Annotated in this window: 12 protein-coding genes; 10 read left to right on the top strand and 2 right to left on the bottom strand. The window is 62.1% G+C overall.

The genetic code is table 11. The features are described from left to right. Window positions 1-55 precede the first annotated feature (55 nt). From ACVIYL_RS07965 to ACVIYL_RS07945, 5 genes are all read left to right on the top strand, one after another. Window positions 56-757: a haloacid dehalogenase type II gene (locus tag ACVIYL_RS07965; protein ID WP_076824592.1), complete on the top strand. Its 702-nt coding sequence runs from the start codon at window positions 56-58 to the stop codon at window positions 755-757. Continuing rightward, a complete protein-coding gene (locus tag ACVIYL_RS07960) occupies window positions 744-1982 on the top strand; it encodes a CaiB/BaiF CoA transferase family protein (protein WP_456778210.1) in 1239 nt (412 codons plus the stop codon). The genes ACVIYL_RS07965 and ACVIYL_RS07960 overlap by 14 nt, the downstream gene beginning before the upstream one ends. A gap of 137 nt (window positions 1983-2119) precedes the next feature. Continuing rightward, on the top strand, window positions 2120-2932 hold the full coding sequence (locus ACVIYL_RS07955; RefSeq protein ID WP_456778209.1) for a pentapeptide repeat-containing protein: 813 nt from the start codon (window positions 2120-2122) through the stop codon (window positions 2930-2932). Window positions 2933-3052: 120 nt separating this feature from the next. Beyond that, complete coding sequence (locus tag ACVIYL_RS07950; RefSeq protein WP_176937234.1) at window positions 3053-3523, top strand: aminoacyl-tRNA deacylase; 471 nt, start codon at window positions 3053-3055, stop codon at window positions 3521-3523. 251 nt (window positions 3524-3774) lie between these two features. Further along, the gene (locus tag ACVIYL_RS07945) at window positions 3775-4194 is read left to right on the top strand and encodes a CBS domain-containing protein (protein ID WP_057015376.1); all 420 of its coding nucleotides are present in this window, start codon (window positions 3775-3777) and stop codon (window positions 4192-4194) included. Between the two features lie 191 nt (window positions 4195-4385). On the opposite strand, the gene ACVIYL_RS07940 is transcribed toward ACVIYL_RS07945, so the two are convergent. After that, entirely contained in the window at window positions 4386-6194 is a 1809-nt protein-coding gene (locus tag ACVIYL_RS07940) for an NAD(P)/FAD-dependent oxidoreductase (RefSeq protein ID WP_456778208.1), read from the bottom strand. A 284-nt stretch (window positions 6195-6478) separates the two neighbouring features. Here ACVIYL_RS07940 and ACVIYL_RS07935 point away from each other — a divergent pair, with 284 nt between their 5' ends. The 4 genes from ACVIYL_RS07935 (at window position 6479) to ACVIYL_RS07920 (ending at window position 15659) form a co-directional block, all read left to right on the top strand. Next, window positions 6479-8422 carry a sigma-54-dependent Fis family transcriptional regulator gene (locus ACVIYL_RS07935; RefSeq protein ID WP_456778207.1) on the top strand — a complete coding sequence of 648 codons (1944 nt, stop codon included), beginning with the start codon at window positions 6479-6481 and terminating at the stop codon, window positions 8420-8422. A gap of 327 nt (window positions 8423-8749) precedes the next feature. Next, the gene (locus ACVIYL_RS07930) at window positions 8750-13573 is read left to right on the top strand and encodes an NAD-glutamate dehydrogenase (RefSeq protein WP_456778206.1); all 4824 of its coding nucleotides are present in this window, start codon (window positions 8750-8752) and stop codon (window positions 13571-13573) included. A gap of 71 nt (window positions 13574-13644) precedes the next feature. Next, complete coding sequence (locus ACVIYL_RS07925; protein ID WP_168856591.1) at window positions 13645-13965, top strand: hypothetical protein; 321 nt, start codon at window positions 13645-13647, stop codon at window positions 13963-13965. A gap of 281 nt (window positions 13966-14246) precedes the next feature. Next, window positions 14247-15659 carry a tyrosine-type recombinase/integrase gene (locus ACVIYL_RS07920; protein WP_456778205.1) on the top strand — a complete coding sequence of 471 codons (1413 nt, stop codon included), beginning with the start codon at window positions 14247-14249 and terminating at the stop codon, window positions 15657-15659. Between the two features lie 689 nt (window positions 15660-16348). Here ACVIYL_RS07920 and ACVIYL_RS07915 read toward each other — a convergent pair. After that, on the bottom strand, window positions 16349-17716 hold the full coding sequence (locus ACVIYL_RS07915) for an IS1182 family transposase (protein WP_456778204.1): 1368 nt from the start codon (window positions 17714-17716) through the stop codon (window positions 16349-16351). A 260-nt stretch (window positions 17717-17976) separates the two neighbouring features. Here ACVIYL_RS07915 and ACVIYL_RS07910 point away from each other — a divergent pair, with 260 nt between their 5' ends. Beyond that, window positions 17977-19332: an adenylate/guanylate cyclase domain-containing protein gene (locus ACVIYL_RS07910; protein WP_456778203.1), complete on the top strand. Its 1356-nt coding sequence runs from the start codon at window positions 17977-17979 to the stop codon at window positions 19330-19332. Window positions 19333-19404: the final 72 nt, after the last annotated feature.

Genomic DNA, 19404 nt, shown 5'->3' with positions numbered 1-19404 from the left:
ATTTCATCCATGATGGTGCAGCGCGTATCAATCGATCAGGACCAAGGAGGCATCAATGAGCTTTGAGACGATCAAGCGCGACGTGAAGATCTGCATGTTCGACCAGTACGGCACGGTCGTCGACATGCAGGGCGGCCTGACCAGGATCGCGGCGCCGTTCCTCGAGAAGAAGGGCTGGAAGGGCGATCCGAATTCCTTCGTCACGTGGTGGCGTCGCACGCATTTCGAGAACTCGATGATCGATGCGCTGCTGCATCGCGAGCACACGCCCTATCGCGAGATCGGGCACCGCGCGGTTGCTCACGTCATGGACCGCGCGAAGATCGACTATACGATGGACGATGTGCGCTACCTCGTGGGCGAGATCGAGAAGCTGTTGCCGTTTCCGGAGGTGCCGGACGCACTCGCGCGGCTGCAACGCAAGTACAAGCTGGTGGTGCTCTCGAACGGCGATCCGGACATGCTCGAGACCGCGAAGCAGTACCACAAGGTCCCGTTCGATCGCGTGATCTCGGTGGCCGAAGCCAATTCGTTCAAGCCGCATGTCGCGACCTATACGAAAGCGGCCGAGATCATGGGCGTGAAGCCGGCGCAGGTGCTGTTCGTGGCCAATCATGCCTTCGATTGCATCGGCGCCAAGTCCGCCGGCATGCGGACGGCCTTCATCGACCGGCGCAGCCGGCCATTCGGCATCACCCCGCATCAGCCCGATATCCTGGTGCCGTCGATGAAGGACCTCGCCGATGCGATCGTCTGATCGCGAGCCGCTGTCGGGCATCAGGGTCCTCGACCTCTGCCGGGTGGTGTCCGGTCCGTTTGCCACGATGCAACTCGGCGATCTCGGCGCCGACATCGTCAAGATCGAGGATCCGCGACAGGGCGACGAGAGCCGCCGTTACGGGCCGCCGTTCATCGGCGGCGAGAGTGCGTACTTCCTGTCGGTGAACCGCAACAAGCGAAGTTGCGCCATCGATCTGAAGTCGCCGGCCGGGCGCGACGCGGTGCTCGATCTTGCATCCGTCGCAGACGTCGTCATCGAGAACTTTCGCCCCGGTACCCTGGACAAATGGGGGCTCGGCTTCGAGGCGTTGCGCGGCCGCAAGGCCGACATCATCCTGTGCAGCATCTCGGGATTCGGTCGCACCGGCGCCGACGCCGCGCGCCCCGGCTACGATCTGATCCTACAGGGCGAATCCGGCGTGATGGACATCACCGGCGATCCGGACGGACCGCCGACCAAGGTCGGCACGTCGATCGCGGACCTCGTCACGGGCCTTTATGCGTCGCATTCGGTGTTGGCCGCGCTGATGCGCAAGAGCCGCACCGGCGAGGGCGGCCGGGTCGACGTCTCCATGCTCGACGCCATGGCATCGCTGCTGACGTTCAACGCCGGCATGTACTTCGCCTCGGGACAAAGCCCGAAGCGTCGCGGCAATGTCCATCCGACCATCAGCCCGTATGAACCGTTCGAAACCAGCGATGGCTGGATCAATGTCGGCGTCGCGAACGACAAGTTCTGGGCGGCGTTTTGCGGCGTCGTCGGCCGTCCGAAGCTGCGCGAGGACATCCGCTTCGCAACCGCTCCGAAGCGTGCGGCGAGCCGCGATGAGCTCGTCGCGATCCTTTCGCCGATCTTTGCCCGGCGAAGTCGCGCCGACTGGCTGCAGGCGCTCGGCGCGGCGGGCATTCCGTGCGGCGCGATCAAGTCGGTCGGCGAGGTCTGCGAAACGCCTCAACTCACGCAGCGCGGAATGGTCCAGACCATCAGCCATCCGGCCGCGGGAGATGTGAAGTTCATCGCGAGGCCGACGCGGTTCGGCGACGAACCGCCGGCGCCGTCCACGCCGCCGCCAATGCTCGGCGAACACACGCGCGAGGTGTTTGCGGAATGGCTCGGCTGGAGCGACGATCGGCTGGAGAGATTCGCCGCCGAGGGCGCGTTCGGCGACTTTGGACGGACGCTCGTGCGATCGTCGATGTGAGGTCACTGGCATTGCCAGGATCGATATCCGGTTTCATACTCTGGCATAGGCCGGAGCCGGCCAGCTAACCTGACGGCGCGGCCAACCCGGAGAATACAAGAGACAATACCGGGTTTCTGAGCGGCGGAGAGACGGCGATGTCGTTTCGTCTCGCATTTGCCTTTGTGTCGATAGCGGCGCTGCTGGTTGATTCGACTGACGCCGTGTCGCAGGACATGCTGCGGAGTGTCGACCTCAACAGTCCGGAAATGACGACGTCGGAGATGACGCGCGCCGAGGTCGATGCGCTCCTCAAGTCGATCCCTCAAGGGGACGGACGCACTGCAGATTTGGATGGAAAGCGACTGTCGCACCTCGATCTCTCGGGCCTCGACTTCTCCGGCGGCAACCTTCATCTCGTAAAGCTCAACCAGACCAATCTGAAAGGCGCCCGCTTCGATCGGGCTATCTTGAACCAGGCCTGGCTGATCGACGCAGACTTGACGGGGGCGTCCCTCGTCAAGGCATCGCTGCTCGGCACGCAGATGCAACGCGCCAAGCTTGGCGGCGCCGACTTGAGCGGCGCTCGGATAACCGCCGATCTTTCCGGTGCCAGCCTGATCGGGGCCAGGCTTGCGGGCGCCGATCTGAGCGCTGATATGCGCAACCAATCGATGGGCCTGATGCGTGGCGTGCTCAAATCCGCCGATCTGCGGAACGCGGATTTAAGCGGCGCCAATCTCTCGCGCGCCGATCTCGAATTTGCGCAACTGCAGAATGCCAATTTGGCGAACTGCAGCCTCCATAGAGCTGACCTTGCGGGAGCCGACCTATCCGACGCCAATGTCGCCGGCGCAGATTTCACCGAGGCCGACCTTGCGTCGGCCCTGTTGCCGAGCGCGGCGGCGCTGGCCGAGGCCCGCAATCTGGACAAGGCCCGGAACTTGAACTTGGCGCGGCGCCCCCGTTAGGGATCGAATTGCAGTGTCCTGCGACAAGACCTATGTTCTGTCTTGAGAACCACGCAGCCGCTCATCGTGCGGCGGGCAGGACCACGGTGGATGGTTGCATGTCGCACCGGAGGTGACGCCATGACCATTTCTCCCAAACTGCACAATTATCTCGCTGCAGAAAACATCGAGTACGACGAAATCCCGCACGTACTGACGATGTCGTCAGCCCTTACCGCCCAGGCTTGTCACGTCTCGGGCGATCGCTTGGCCAAGGCCATTGTGCTGCGCCGCAACGACGGGTACCTGCTCGCCGTGCTGCCGGCATCGCATCACCTCAGGCTGGCGGATCTCAGGGCGAGATTCGGTGACGATATCGCCATGGCCGCTGAAGGCGAGATCGATCGGCTGTTCACGGACTGTGCGCACGGGGCGGTTCCCGCCGCCGGTAGCTGCTACGGGCTCGACGTTATCGTTGATGACAGCATCCGGATGCAGCCCGAGATCTATATCGAAGCCGGCGATCATGAGACGTTGCTTCATCTCGGTCGTGCGCAATTCGCACGCCTGACCGCCGGTTCCCTGCATGGCAGCTTCAGTGCGCATGACTGAGGCGGCGTGACAGCGGGACCATCTATCTGTGCGCCCCGACTGGAGCATGATCCGGAGGGGTGCGAAGCGGCTCTTCCCCGAGACAAGGGAGGAACGCGCTTGCGCGGAGATCATGTTCAAGCAAGGGGCTCGAGCGCGATAACGCTTCGACCCGGTTTCATCGTGCCTTAAGGCTCAGCACGCATGCAGTCGCGCCAGCTCTGTTGTATAATTGCGAGCGAGGGGGTGCTGCCTTGGACGGGAGGTCCTCCATGAAAGTCAAGGACGTGATGCACAAGGGCGTCGATTGGGTGAGCCCCGACACGCCAATCACCGAAATCGCGAAATTGATGCAAGGGCACGACATCGGCTGCATTCCGATCGGGCAAGACGATCGTCTGATCGGGATGGTGACGGATCGCGACCTCGTCTGCAAAGGTCTCGCGAGCAAGGACTTCAACTCTGCGCGCACCACAGCGCGGGATGTGATGACCGAAGGCATCCACTGCTGCCGGGAAGACGACGATCTGACGAAAGCTATACATCACATGGAAACGCTGAAGATTCGCAGACTGCCTGTGATCAACAAGAGCAAGCGGATGGTTGGCATGATCAGCCTGGGCGATGTAGGCCACTTTGCCGGTGCCGATCTCTTGTCCCAATGCATGAAGAGCGTGTCGGCTCATCATTGAGGCGAGGCCGGTCTGCGGGAAGCTGGCAGACCGGCCAGTATCGTGGTCAACCGGGAAGGCAACCGGTGCCGGCTGTCTCGCAGGCATCGGCCCGAAGCTGGACGGCGATCGGCACAGTTCGATCTCCATCCGATCTGTCGAGGGGCGGATCGCACGACGATCCGCCCGACATCTCGTTATCGCCCGGTCGATCAACCGAGGTGATGAACCTTCTGCAAGCCGTAGACCGGGGTTGGGATGCCTTCCATCCGCGCCTTCAGTTGCAGCGCCAGATACTGGGAGTAATGCCGCGACTGGTGCAGATTGCCGCCGTGGAACCAAAGTGCCTCCTGCTGGGTCGGCTTCCACATGTTGCGCTGCTCGCCCTCCCACGGGCCGGGATCCTTGGTGGTATCGGATCCAAGACCCCAGACCTTGCCGACCTTGTCGGCGACGTTCTTCGAGATCAGGTCGGCGGCCCAACCGTTCATCGAGCCATAGCCGGTGGCATAGACGACGAGATCGGCGGGGAGTTCGCTGCCGTCCACGAACCTGACGCCGGTTTCGGTCAGTTCCCGCACCGCAGCGCCCTTGCCGCTCTTGAGCTTGATCGAACCGTCGATCACGAGATCGCAGGCGCCGACGTCGATGTAATAACCCGAGCCGCGGCGCAGGTACTTCATGAACAGGCCGGAGCCGTCGTCACCCCAGTCATGCATGAAGCCGACTTTGTCCAGCGCGGCGTAGAAATCCTTGTCGCGCTCGCGCATCTGCTCGTAGAGCGGGATCTGGAATTCATGCATGATCTTGTAGGGTAGCGAGGCGAAGATCAGGTCGGCCTTGCGTGTGGTCACTCCGCTCGCCACCGCCTGCTCCGAATAGAGCGCGCCGAGTCCGATATCCATCAGCGTGTCGGACTTCACGATATGCGTGGATGAGCGCTGCACCATGGTGACGTCGGCACCACCTTCCCACAGCGCCGCGCAAATGTCGTGGGCGGAGTTGTTGGAGCCGATCACCACCACCTTCTTGCCGCGATACTTCTCCGGCCCTGGGTGGGTCGAGGAATGCTGCTGCTCACCCTTGAAGATGTCCTGCCCCCTGTAGGTGGGCCAATTCGCCTTGCCCGACATGCCGGTCGCCAGCACGAGCTGCGTCGGCTTGAGCGTGATCTCCTTGCCGTCGCGCTCGACCACGACGGTCCATTCCCCGGCCTTCTCGTCATACTTGGCCGACTTCGCCGTGGTCGAGCTCCAGTAGTTGAGCTCCATCACCTTCGTGTACATCTCCAGCCAGTCGCCGATCTTGTCCTTCGGCGCGAACACCGGCCAGTTTTTCGGGAAGTCGATATAGGGCAGATGGTCGTACCAGACCGGATCGTGCAGGCAGAGCGACTTGTATCGCTTGCGCCAGGAATCGCCGGCGCGTTCGTTCTTCTCGATAATGATGGTCGGCACGTTCAGTTGCCGCAGCCGCGCGCCAAGCGCGATGCCGCCCTGCCCACCGCCGATGATCAGCGCATAGGGTTGTTTTGCGTGACCCAGCTCGGTGATTTCCTGGTCGCGTTCCTCGCGCCAGCTCTTACGGTCGTTGCCATGACCGTGCTTGGCGCCGAGCGGACGGGTGAAGCCGGACTTCTCCTCATGTCCCTTGAGCTCGGCCATGGTGGTGAGCAAGGTCCAGATGCGTCCATCCTTCGTGCGCAGGTGACCATAGCCGCGCGCGACATCGGTCTCGAATTCGATCCAGCTCTCGATGATGCCGCCGGCCTCGCTCGCGGCTTCGCCATCGGCAATGCGCCATCCCGACGGTTTGCTGTCCGCAAGCCGCGCTTGAAGCATGTCGCGGATCTGATCCCTGCCTTCCATGGTTTTGATGTTCCAGGTGAAGGTGACCAGATCGCGCCAGTAGCAATCGGTCTGGAACAGCGCGATCGCGCGTTCGATGTCACCCGACGACAATGCGACGTTGAACTCGTCGAGCAGCGCGGTGATCTTTCCGTCCGGGGCCTTCGTGAGCATGGTTTCATTCTCCCATATGCCGGCGTCGATCGCCTTTGCGTCGTGGGTCCGGCGCGTTTGTTAGCGAGGTCGAATCTTGCCTCGACCACCATGTCAGCAAGCCTCATGCCATTGCGGCGCATCTCGAAAAACGCTCGGCATTTCCTCGCGTTAGCTGTCGGCGCCAGGCCGCTTCACTTGTTGCGTCATGCAACAGGTGTTGCACGCAACAAACTTGATCGGCGGCACAATCCGAGTGACACTCGACGCAACAACGTGCGGGGAAACATCCAGGAGCATCAGCCGTGACGACGGAGCGGGCTGCGCACATCGACGAGTTGGTTCGCGTTGCGGACGGCCAGACCAGCGCGCGTGACGCAATCATCCATCAGTCGTGGGTACGATGCGTCTCCGAACACAAGCTCGATCCGTTGGTGCTGCGCGACGCTCATATCGTAACGTCCGGGCGGCTGCGCGAGCATCGCGACGCCATGGACGAGTTCCTGCACACGGCGCGCTTCGGCGTCGAGATGCTGTATCGTCAGATCGCCGGACTCGGCTATGTGCTGCTGCTCACCGATGCCAGGGGCATCACGGTGGATTTCATCGGCGACCCGACATTCAACAACACGCTTCGCAGGGCCGGCCTCTATCTCGGCGCCGACTGGAACGAGCCGCATGCCGGCACTTGCGCAGTCGGCACCTGCATCGCGACCGAAGAAGCCCTGACGGTGCATCAATCCGACCATTTCGACGCCACCCATATTCCGCTGACCTGCACGGCCGCGCCGGTCTTCGATCCCAGCGGCAAGCTCGCTGCGGTCTTGGATATCTCCGCGCTGCGCTCGCCGGAACCGAAGGCCAGCCAGTTCCTGGCGCTGCAACTGGTCAAGTCGTTCGCCCACAAGATCGAGAATGCGAACCTGTTGAACCGTTTCCGGCAGGAATGGATCATCAAGCTGTCCGGCTCCGCGGAATTCGCCGATGTCGATCCGGACTATGTGATGGCCGTCGATAGCAGCGGCCACATCATCGGTTTCAACAATCGGGCAAGGCAGCTGCTCGCCCGCGAACTGGCCAAGCGTCCGGACCTTCGCCTGCGGGCCGACGGCTTCGGCGTGTCCGACATCTTCGAATGCACCATCGACGATCTGCCGCGCTTCGCCCACTCGCGGCCCACCGGCCAACGCACGCTGCGGCTTGCCAACAGCGGCGCGACGCTGTTCGCGCAGACCTTGCCGCCCCCGAACAAGCTGGCGGCACCGGCCTCCTCCCGCAGCGAGTCGGCGCTTCCGGCGCCGTTACGCAACCTGTTCCGCGGCGATCCCGCCATGCATCACGTGGTGACGCGCGCCGCCAAGCTCATCAACACCCAGATGGGCTTGCTCATCACCGGCGAAACCGGCACCGGCAAGGAGCACCTGACGAAGGCGCTGCATTCGGTCAGTGCGCGGGCAGGCAGGCCGTTCGTCGCGGTCAACTGCGCCGCGCTGCCGGAAAGCCTGATCGAGAGCGAGCTGTTCGGCCACGAGGCGGGCGCCTTCACCGGAGCGGCGGCCAAGGGCAAGAAGGGTCTCGTGCTCGAAGCCGACGGCGGCACCCTGTTCCTTGACGAGATCGGCGACATGCCGATCTCGTCGCAGACGCGCCTGTTGCGCGTGCTCGCCGAGCGCGAGGTGACACCGGTCGGCCGCACCCGGCCGGTCCCGCTCAATGTCCGCGTCATCGCTGCCACCCATCGCGACCTCGTCGCGCTGGTGAAGGCGGGGCAGTTCCGCGAGGATCTCTATTTCCGCCTCAACGGCGCGGTGCTTGCGCTGCCTCCGCTGCGTCAGCGGACCGATATCGAGTGGCTGATCGATCAATCCCTGCATCGGCTTTCGACGGAGCACAAGGCCAACTATGCACTGACGGCACGCGCGCGCAGCGCGCTGCTCAAGTACCAATGGCCTGGCAATATCCGCGAGCTGATCAACGCGCTCGATCATGGCTGCGCGCTGGCGAACGACGGCACGATCGATCTTGCCGATCTGCCGGACCGGATCGCTCAGCCGTTGCGTGAGGACAGCTCCGGAAAGCCGGTACGAGGCGGAACGGCAACGTCATGGCAAGCCGATGAGCTATTGACGGCGTTGCGCAACACTCGCTGGAACGTCTCGCGGGTGGCACGCGAACGCGGCGTCGATCGCTCGACCATCCATCGCCAGATTCTCCGCTTCGGCATCACGATGCCGAAAGACCTGACCTGAGCGCAGGCGTTGCCCGCCGTCGCTGACCGCCACCGTCAGATACGACATCCCTGCCGAACAGCGGCGCGAACCCATACATAATTGAAATTGCATGTGATTTTTCCTGCCGCAGGCGTTCGGCCGCCGTCGGCCGACTTCGGCCCACCCGCTTTCGCAAGCGAAATTCAGCACGCCTCACGACAGCGTGCGCCGTTCGCTGCGGGATCGTAGTATTGTCGTCGGCAGCCGTCGAAGCTAGGATTTCGCGTAGCATTCGATCGCGACGCACGAAGAGATGCACTCCAGAATCAAGCGGATGGTCGCGGCTGCGATCGGACGGCACGGCAAATGGAGGACATTATGGCGTGGCGTGACGACAAGGCCCGGGCAGCCCTGATCCGCGATGCAGCGGGCAGCGTGCCAGCGGGCAAGAGCCCCCGGGCCTTTGCCGAGCCGTTGTTCGGCTACACCAATATCGAGGATCTCGCCAATTACGATGCCGCCTCGCTTGCCCTGCTGGCGGAGCAGGCCTGGGAGCACGTGCAGCGGCGCACGGCCGGCAGCGCCGATATCCGCGTCGTCAATCCGACGTTGCCGAACGGACGCGAGATTTCCGTGCTCGAAATTCTCAACGACAACATGCCTTTCCTGTTCGATTCCACCATGGCGGAGCTCGCCGAGCAGGGCCTCGAGGTCACCCTGGTCGCTCACCCGATCATCGCGGTGGAGCGCGACGATGGAGGCAAGCTGCTGCGATTCTACGGGGAAGCATTGCCGGACGGAGCAAAGGGCGCGCGCGAAAGCCTGATTCATCTCCACATCACCCGCCTGGACGCGGATTCCGATCGCCAGAAGCTGATCGACGGCCTGACCAGGACGTTGAACAATGTCCGCGCCTGCGTTGCCGACTGGCGCGTCATGCGTGACAGTGTCGAGGAAGCGATCAAGACGTTCTCTTCCAATCCGCCGCCGCTGCCGATCGACGAACTCGCCGAAGCCAATCAGTTCCTGCAATGGCTCTGCGCGGACAATTTCACCTTCCTCGGCGTGCGCAAATATCGCTTCTCGCCCGACAGCGACGCGTCGGACGACATTACAACCGGCGAAGGCCTCGGCATCCTGCGCGATCCGGACGTGAAGGTCCTGCGCCGCGGCAGCGAAATGGTGGTGATGACGCCGGAAATCCGCGAGTTCATGCACGAGCCGACCCTGCTGATCGTCATCAAGGCCAATGTCTCCAGCCGCGTCCATCGCCGCACCCGGATGGATTATGTGGGCATCAAACTCTACTCGCCCGACGGCCGGCTCGAAGGCGAGTTGCGCGTCGTCGGCCTTTTCACCTCGGGCGCCTATACTCGCTCGGTACGGCAGATCCCTTATGTCCGCCACAAGGTTTCGCGGGTGCTGCAGCGCGCGGGCTTCGACCCGAACGGTCATTCCGGCAAGGCGCTGATGCATATTCTCGAAGATTATCCGCGCGACGAGCTGTTCCAGATCGATGTCGACACGCTCTACAACTTCGTCATCGAGATCCTGATCCTCTACGAGCGTCCGCGCGTCCGGGCGCTGCCGCGGGTCGACAAGTTCGATCGCTTTGTCTCCATCCTCACCTTCATTCCGCGCGACAAATACGACACCGACGTCCGCACGCGCGTCGGAGCCTTTTTGGCGCAGGCCTACAAAGGGAAGCTGTCCGCCTCCTACGTGTCATTCCCGGAAGGGGCGCTTGCGCGCGTCCACTTCATCATCGGGCGCTATGAAGGCAAAACGCCCGTCGTCGACCGCGCCTTGCTCGAAGCCGGGATCAGCGCCATTGCCGCGACCTGGGCCGACAAGCTGAAGGCCGCGCTCACCGCGTCGACCGATGGCATGCGGGCGCGTATGCTCACCAACCGATATGCCCAGGCCTTCAGCGGCGGCTATACCGAGGTGTTCGGCGCGGAACAGGCGATCGCCGATATCACGACCGTCGAAAAGCTGACGCCGGCCCGTCCGGTAACGATTTCGGTTTACCGCATCGAAGGCGACGATCCGAGGCGCTTCGGCCTTAAGGTGTTTTCGGACGCCGTACCGCTGTCGTTGTCCTACCGCGTGCCGGTGATCGAAAATCACGGCCTGCGCGTGGTCAACGAACGCACCTATCAGGTCGTGCCCGGTACCAGGCCTGCGCCGGTATGGCTGCACGACATGACGATCGAGACCAGTGACGGCCAGCCCATCGAGATCAACCCGGAATTCAGCCATCGCCTGGAAGCCTCGATCATGGCCGTGGTGACCGATCGCGCCGAATCCGACGGATATAACGGCCTGATCCTGCGCACCGCCCTAAGTTGGCGGGAAGTCTCGACCATTCGGGCGCTGTCGCGTTATTTGCACCAGATCCGCGCTCCGTTCACTCAGGATTACATGTGGGAGACCTTGCGCAAGAACGCCGCGATTACGGCCAGCCTGGTCGCGATGTTCCAGACCCGCCTCGATCCGCGCCTCGCCTTGACGGACGCCGAGCGCGCGGCGCGCGAGGCGGCTTTGCTTGCCGAGGTCGAGGAACAGCTCAAATCCGTCGCCTCGCTCGATGAAGACCGCATCCTGCGCCGCTTCACCAATCTGGTGCAGGCTACCGTTCGCACCAATCTGTGGCAGATCGGCGAGGATGGACACCCGCGTCCGGTGATCTCCTTCAAGTTCGAGGCGCGCCGGATCGACGACTTGCCCGCTCCACGACCGCTCTACGAGATCTTCGTCTATTCCCCTCGTGTCGAAGGTATCCACCTGCGCTTCGGCAAGGTTGCGCGCGGTGGCTTGCGCTGGTCCGACCGGCCGCAGGATTTCCGCACCGAGATCCTCGGCCTGGTGAAAGCGCAGCAGGTCAAGAACGCCGTGATCGTGCCGGTCGGAGCCAAGGGCGGCTTCGTGCCCAAGCGCCTGCCGCCGCCTTCCAAGCGCGACGCCTGGCTCGCGGAGGGCACCGAAAGCTATCGCATCTTCGTTCGCTCGCTGCTCGAACTCACCGACAATCTCGACGGCGACATCGTCGTGCCGCCTGAATCCACCGTGCGCCACGACGGCGACGACCCCTACCTCGTCGTCGCCGCCGACAAGGGCACCGCCACCTTCTCCGACGTCGCCAACGCGATCTCGGCCGAGAAGAACCATTGGCTCGGCGATGCCTTCGCATCCGGCGGCAGCCAGGGTTACGATCACAAGAAGATGGGGATCACGGCGCGCGGCGCCTGGACGGCGGTCAAGCGCCACTTCCGCGAGCTCGGCACCGACATCCAGACCATGCCGTTCACCGCGGTCGGCGTCGGCGACATGTCGGGCGACGTTTTCGGCAATGGCATGCTGCTCTCGCCGGCGACAAGGCTTGTGGCGGCTTTCGATCATCGCGACATCTTCATCGATCCTTCGCCCGATCCATCGACCAGCTTCGCCGAGCGCAAGCGCCTGTTCGATCTGCCGCGATCGAGCTGGCAGGACTACAACAAGTCGCTGATCTCGCAGGGCGGCGGCGTGTTCTCGCGCTCGCTCAAGGCGATCCCGCTTGCGCCGGAGGTGCGCACGCTGCTCGATCTCGACAAGCCGCAAGCCACGCCTTTCGAGGTGATGACGGCGATCCTGAGGGCTCGCGCGGACCTGCTGTGGTTTGGCGGCATCGGCACCTATGTCCGCTCCTCCGGGGAAAGCGACGATCAGGTCGGGGACCGCGCCAACGATCCGATCCGCATCGCGGGTGGCGACGTGCGCGCCCGGGTGATCGGCGAAGGGGCCAACCTCGGCGTTACCCAGCGCGGCCGCATCGAAGCGGCGCAGAAGGGCGTCAAGCTCAACACCGACGCCATCGACAATTCGGCCGGCGTGAACACGTCCGACGTCGAGGTCAACATCAAGATCGCGCTGGCGCGTCCCGAACGCGAGGGACGCCTCAGTCCCACTGACCGCAACAGCCTGCTTGCCGCGATGACCGACGAGGTCGGCGTGCTGGTGCTGCGCAACAACTACCTGCAGACGCTGGCGCTCTCGCTGGCCGAGCGCAAGGGTGTGGCAGAGACCGGTTTCCTCACCCGCCTGATGCAGTCGCTCGAACAGCGCGGCTTGCTCAGCCGCGCTGTGGAGTTCTTGCCCGACGACGCCGCGCTCACCGAGCGCACACGGCGCGGCCAGTCCCTCGCGCGGCCCGAGCTTGCCGTGTTGCTCGCCTACGCCAAGCTGACCCTCTACGATGACCTGCTCGTCACCAGCGTGCCCGATGACCCCTATCTTGCCCGCGAACTATCCCAGTATTTTCCGCGCGAGGTTCAGGACAAATTCCCGACCGCGGCCGGATTGCATCGCCTGCGGCGGGAGATAATCGCGACCAGTCTCGCCAATGCGGTGATCAATCGCGGCGGCCCGGCCTGCGTCGTGCGCCTGATCGACGAGACCGACGCCGATATCCCGACCATCGTCATGGCCTATGTGGCGGTCGATGAATGCTTCGGCCTGAAGTGGCTCAATGACGCGATCGACGCGCTCGACGCCTGCATCGACGGGCAGCTGCAGCTGTCCCTCTACGCTTCGGTGCAGGACCTCCTGCTCTCCCGCATGGTCTGGTACGTGCGCAATGTCGATTTCAAGGACGGGCTGGAGGCCGTCGTCGCGCGCTTCGGCCCGGCGATCCGCCAGATCGTCGCCGGGCTCGACACTGCCTTGCCGCCGGACTTGCAAGCCGCGCGCGTCAAGCGGCGGCAGGAACTCGCCGACGCCGGTGTCCCGGCCGGCCTCGCCGGAGAGCTCGCCGATCTTGATGCTTTGGTCTCGGCTCCCGACATCGTGACGGTTGCCGAGCGCACCACGCGTCCCATCGGCGATGCCGCCGCGACCTTCTACGCCGCCGAGGCGAATTTCCGTCTCGACCGCATCATCGCCGCCGCACGCAGTGTGCCGGCCAACGATTATTTCGAACGCATGGCCATAGATCGCGCCGTCGAGCAGATCGCCGGCGCCGAAAGGAGACTGGCCGCCGATATGCTGGCAACCGGCCAGTCTGGCCAGCAGGCCGTCGAGACCTGGCTCGCGGCTCACCCCGAGGCGACGCGTATCCGCCGCTCGGTCGAGGAGATCGCTGCCAGCGGCCTGACCCTCGCCAAGCTGACGGTGGCGGCGAACCTGCTGGGGGACTTAGTCAAGGCCTGAGGGTGTGCGAGGCAGCGATGTGAGAAGCGCGATGCTGGCGCAGGTAGTTAGCCGGCAAACGGAGGAATCCAATGATCCACGCCACCTGCCATACCGCCGACAATGTTCGCTGCATCGAGTTCGATGCCACGCCGTGGTTCAGCGAGGCTGACGCTCCGAGCATTATCGATTTGGCCCAACGAGGATGGACCAGCACTGCGATTGCAGATTCCCTCGAGCACAGACGAGGATACGAACGCCTCCACGACCTCATTGAGTATGCGGCGAAGCGACTGCAATTGGAATCTCTGGAGGACCCAACCTGGGAAACCTTCGAGTGTGTCGTCGATGGACCCGAGGCCGTCGCCTGGCTCGAGAAAAACCGGCCCAACGTTGTGGAAAGAATCCCCTAAGCTGGGGGAATCGCAGCAAAGGCTACAATTGAACGGCGGCGAACGAAGCGGAAATGGCGCACCCGACACGATTCGAACGTGTGACCTTTGCCTTCGGAGCAATTTAAGTGTGCCCTACGCAAAATCGCGATGGGGCGCTCAATGCTTCGCTATCCTACTAATATCATTATAGAAACCTGGAATCGGCGGCCGCAGCGCCTATCCTGCTGCGCGCCCCGATTTCCCTCCAACTGCTTACGTGGTGCTTACGCGGGAGACGGGCTTCAAGTCGGAGAAATTCGATGACAAAGCTCAGTAAGCGGATCGTCGATGCGGCGGAAGCTCGGGACAAGGATTACGTTATCTGGGATGACGAATTGCCTGGCTTCGGTCTCCGTGTGTTCACATCGGGCAAGCGCAGCTATCTAATTCAGTATCGGTCAGCCGGCCGTTCACGCCGATATACGATCGGGCTGCACGGGGTCTGGACGCCGGAGCTCGCAAGGAAAGAGGCCAAGATCCAGCTGGGGCGGATCGCACAAGGTGACAATCCGGCCGAAGAGCGTCAGCTCGATCACAAAGCGATCACCGTCAAAGAGCTATGCGACCTCTATTTCGCCGACTTAAAGGCGGGGCTGATATTTGGAAAAGGTGGGCGCCCGAAAAAGGCGTCAACGATCGTGACCGACACCGGCCGCATCAACCGCCATATCGTGCCACTCATTGGCACCAGGCGCGTAAAAGATCTCGTCAAGGCGGACGTTAACAAGGTCTTGAAAGACATCATGGCGGGAAAAACCCGCGTTAGTGTGAAGACCAAGAAACTCCGCGGCAAAGCGATCGTACGGGGAGGAGTTGGTACCGCCACGCGAACTGTCGGTCTTCTCGGCGGAATCCTCACCTACGCCATAGAAGCCGGAATTATCGAAACGAACCCCGCGCACGGAATTCGTAAGCCGAAGGATCGGGTCCGCAACCGGCGTCTGACCGAAGCGGAGTATCGTGTCCTCGGTGGAATTTTGCGCAAGGCGGCCGAGGATGAGAAATACCAAATCACGACCGATATCATCCGCCAAATTGCTCTTACAGGATGTCGCCGTTCTGAAATGATAAACCTACGGTGGATCGAGGCTGACATGGATGCAAGCTGTCTGCGTCTCGCAGATAGTAAGGAGGGGGCGTCCACGCGAGCTATCGGGTTGCCTGTGATGGAGTTTCTGGAAACGCAATGGACGGCTAGAACGGGGACTTACGTCTTTCCAGGCCAGGGCGATGACAACCCGTTTGGTAGCTTCCCCAATCATTGGGAAAAAATCATTCGGAATTCGCCTCTCGCCGACATCACGCCGCATGTACTAAGGCACAGCTTCGCAAGCATTGCGAACGACCTCGGATTCACCGAGGTCACGATCGCGGCTCTCGTCGGACACTCAAAAGGGTCGGTGACGAGCAAGTATATTCATACGCTCGATACGGCGCTCATCATGGCTGCGGACACCATCTCCGGCTACATCCAGGGACTGCTCGACGGTGTCGAATTCAAGCAGACCGCCTACGCCCTTGACCGCGACTCTCGGAAGGCGGCGCTTGCCCGCTTCCTCTGCAAGGCCGTCGGCGAGCCCTTAGCAGACAAGACCTGCGCTTCGCGGCCTGAAGCCGCCGCGCAGGTTCAGCCGAAAAGGACTATTTTACCGTCACGGTTCGCGCACGCTTAGGCGTCTTGGCGTCTGGCCGGCATTGGATATGGTAAGTAAACGATTGATTAAACTGGATTTTAATAAAGGGGGCCGCGTTCTCTACCACGCGAATACCAACTTGTGATGCATAGTTCGGTCTTCAGTCTTTAGCGTTCGCCCAATTCGAACCCGGTTCCGCTGCGGCAAGTCGGAGTTTGTCCCGTACTGTGGGTTTGAATCCCACTCCCTCCGCCACCTTGTCCCCAAACTTCGTACTTCGACATTGAAGCAGGGCCGAAAACGTGGCTGTTCTCGTGTGTTTTTCAGTTTGGAGAATGCCGACCGTACATAAAATGGGCCGTGAATGGGCCTTGGAGAATGCATTTTTCTCCGAATCCTAGAACGTACGGAGTCGGCACGGTACGGCATTTTACGGGAAACTCAGCCCTTTTTCGGGCCTCGGTTTGAATCTCTCTCGCTCACCCAACCAATCTATAAATCAACAAACTGTGCGGGCCTCACGAGGGCATCGGGATTGTGCCTTAAAGTCGTAGAAATTTGCTCGATTTCAAACCTGGTCCGGAATGTGAGGCATCGAGACGACCTTGGCCGATGTCTGCTCTTGACCGATTTTGTTGCAAAAGTCGGCTGCTCGCGATGGATTGTTCGGCCATCTCGCCAAGGACGACCGGCTTTGGTTTGCCGGCCCTGACGCTCTCTACGCAACTCTACGCGGTGTACACCGTGTGTGCCGGTGGCGGCCGCGCGACCAGGCTCGCGAGCCGCCGTAGGTTCTGAGCGATGGCGGCCAGAACAAACTCATCCTGGGCGCCTCGTGGGCCACGCAGTCGCAGTCGGCCGAGCCTCAGGATGCGCTTCAGGTGTGCGAACCGCATCTCAATCTTCTTTCGCTCACGTCGCGACTGTTCAAAGGCCTCGGTGCCAGCGAAGGAGCGTGCAACGTCTCGGGCGCGCTCATGGACGTCGCGCGGGATCTTGCGTGAGGGCTCCTTTGGGCAGCACTGCGGTTTGAGCGGGCAAACATCGCAGTCGAGCTTGCTTGCGCGGTACAAGAGCGTCTTGCCCTCGTGTGCTGTGCCGCTTGTCCCGAGCCGCTTTCCGCCTGGGCAGTGGTAGACGTCGCCGGCCGGATCATATCGAAAGTCGTTGCGCGAGAAGGTGCCATCCTCGCGCTTTGACTTGTCGATGACCGGAATGTGTGGCGCGATGTCCTTCTCTACCAGCCAGTTCAGCATCGGCGCCGATCCATAAGCGGTATCGGCCGCGAGCCGCTCCGGCTTGAGGCCAAAACGTTCCTCTGTTCGTTCGATCATTGTCTTTGCGGTACCGACTTCGGCTTGCCGAATGGCACGAGACGCCTCGACGTCCAAGATGACGCCGAACTTCATGTCGATGAGATAGTTGTCAGAGTAGGCGAAGAATGCCGCCCCTTTGTGTGCGCCGGTCCACTGCGCCGCGGGATCGGATGGCGAGACGAACTTCGGCACAACCTCCGTAGCGGCACCCCATGCCGTGTCTTCGAGAATCGCCAGATACTCCTTCACGGCGCGGCTGGACCTCGCCGGATCGCGATCCCTGCGCCAATCCTGACCCGCGATCGAGCGCCGCTTGTTGGCGTCGGCCGCAATCAGGCTCGCATCAACTGCAAAGCCTTCACCACCAACCAGACCGGCCGCAATACACGCCTCGACGACCCGCTCAAACACATGGCGAAAAACATCTCCCTCGCGGAAACGCTCGTTGCGGGCACGCGAGAACGCTGAATGGTCGGGAATAGCATCTTCGATGCCAAGCCTGCAGAACCAGCGATAGGCGAGGTTCACCTGTACTTCGCGGCAGATCAATCGCTCCGAGCGGATCGCAAAGACATACCCCACCACCAACATCCGGATCATCAGTTCAGGGTCGATCGACGGACGACCCATGGACGCATAATGGGACGCAAGCTCGCCGCGAAGCCACGACAGATCGAGAGCAGCATCGATCGTCCGCACCAAATGATCTTCGGGGACCGCATCGCCAAGACGAAACTCGTAGAACAGTTGACCTTGGTCACTCTTCAGACGGCCCATCATGGATCGACCTCGCCGAGAATCGCGTCAACACAACGGAATCATCGTTCGAGGCCTCACTCAACCGACTTTTGCAACAAAATCGACCCGGAGCCAACATCGGCCTGGCCATTTGGCAAGGGGTAATTCTGGCTATACCCGCCCTTCCAGAATTGTGGCCTGACCCTATAAGATGCGCCTCCTGACCCCCGGGGTAAGATATGGCGCGGCCGTCAAAAACGAGAGGCAAGAGGAGCGCGGCGAAAACCCGCAAGGCGAACTCTATGGGCGACCACAAAAAGCCCATTAAAAATAAGCGCCGCATTTCTCCGGTCTCCGATGTGACCAAAGAGTTGCAGGAGGCCCGCGAGCAGCAAGCGGCTACGGCCGAGATATTGAAGGTCATCGCCAGTTCGCCTGGCGAGCTTGGGCCGGTGTTCGAGGCCATGCTGAAAAATGCCGTGCGCATCTGCAGCGCCAGTTTTGGGACGCTGCTCCTATACGAAGACGACAGGTTGCGGCGGGTAGCGCGAATGGCCGCGCAAAACGTGCCGCAATCGTATGCGCCCGACCAGGAAACGCCGCCACACTTCATCGCGCCGTTTGATGGGGCGCCTTCGCTGGGGCGCCTCGTCGAGACCAAGGCGCTGGTTCACATTGCCGATATTGCCACCGAGCATCCCGACGATCTGATCTACAAGGTCGCCGCAGCCCGCACCGTTCTGATTGTGCCGATGCTCAAAGAGAGCAAGCTTGTCGGCGCCTTTGCCGTCTACCGCAAGGAGGTGCAAGAATTCAGCGACAAGCAGGTCGAGTTGCTGGAAAATTTTGCGGCACAAGCCGTGATCGCCATCGAGAACACGCGGCTGCTCAAGGAACTGCGGGAGCGCACAGATCAAGTAGCCGAGCTTAATCGAGGCCTCGAAGCGCGGGTCGCCGAGCAAGTCGAGGAATTGGGCCGCATCGGACGTCTGAAGCGCTTCCTCGCTCCACAACTGGCCGAACTGATCGTCTCGCAGGGAAACGAGAAGATCCTCGAAAGCCACCGCCGCGAGATCGTGGTCGTGTTCTGCGATTTGCGCGGCTATACCGCCTTCACCGAGACCGCCGAGCCAGAGGAGGTGTTGAATTTCCTGCGCGAGTATCACGGCGCGCTCGGGCCGCTCGTCGGCCAGTTCGAGGGGACGCTCGACCAGTTCTCCGGCGACGGGATCATGGTGTTCTTCAACGACCCCGTACCGATCCCCGACCCGGCTCTGCGCGCGGTCGATATGGCCGTCGCGATGCGCGAGGCTGCGTCGTCGCTGACCGCGGCCTGGCGCGAGCGAGGCCGTGAGTTGGGATTTGGCGCCGGCATCGCCCAGGGTTACGCGACGTTGGGCCAGATCGGATTTTCCGAGCGCTTCGGATATACTGCGATTGGCACCGTGTGCAATGTGGCGGCACGGCTGTGCGGCGAGGCTAAGGACGGCCAAATTCTGCTCAGCCAGCGCGTCAACGTGGCTCTCAAAGGAAGCGTAGCGACTGAACATCTTGGCGCACTTTCGTTGAAGGGTCTCACCCAGCCGATCGTGACCTACAACGTGCCGCTCACGGCTAGCCAACCGGCGCTCCGTGTTATCGATGGGGGTAATCATTGAACGGCCAGTCAGCGGGGGAGTCCGGCCTTGGCCGATTTTGTTGCAAAAGTCGGTTGAGTGAGGCCTCGAACG

Source organism: Bradyrhizobium sp. USDA 3315, from assembly GCF_054056795.1.
The sequence above is the reverse complement of the archived record's forward strand: the minus strand, read 5'-3'. Positions and strand labels throughout refer to the sequence as shown.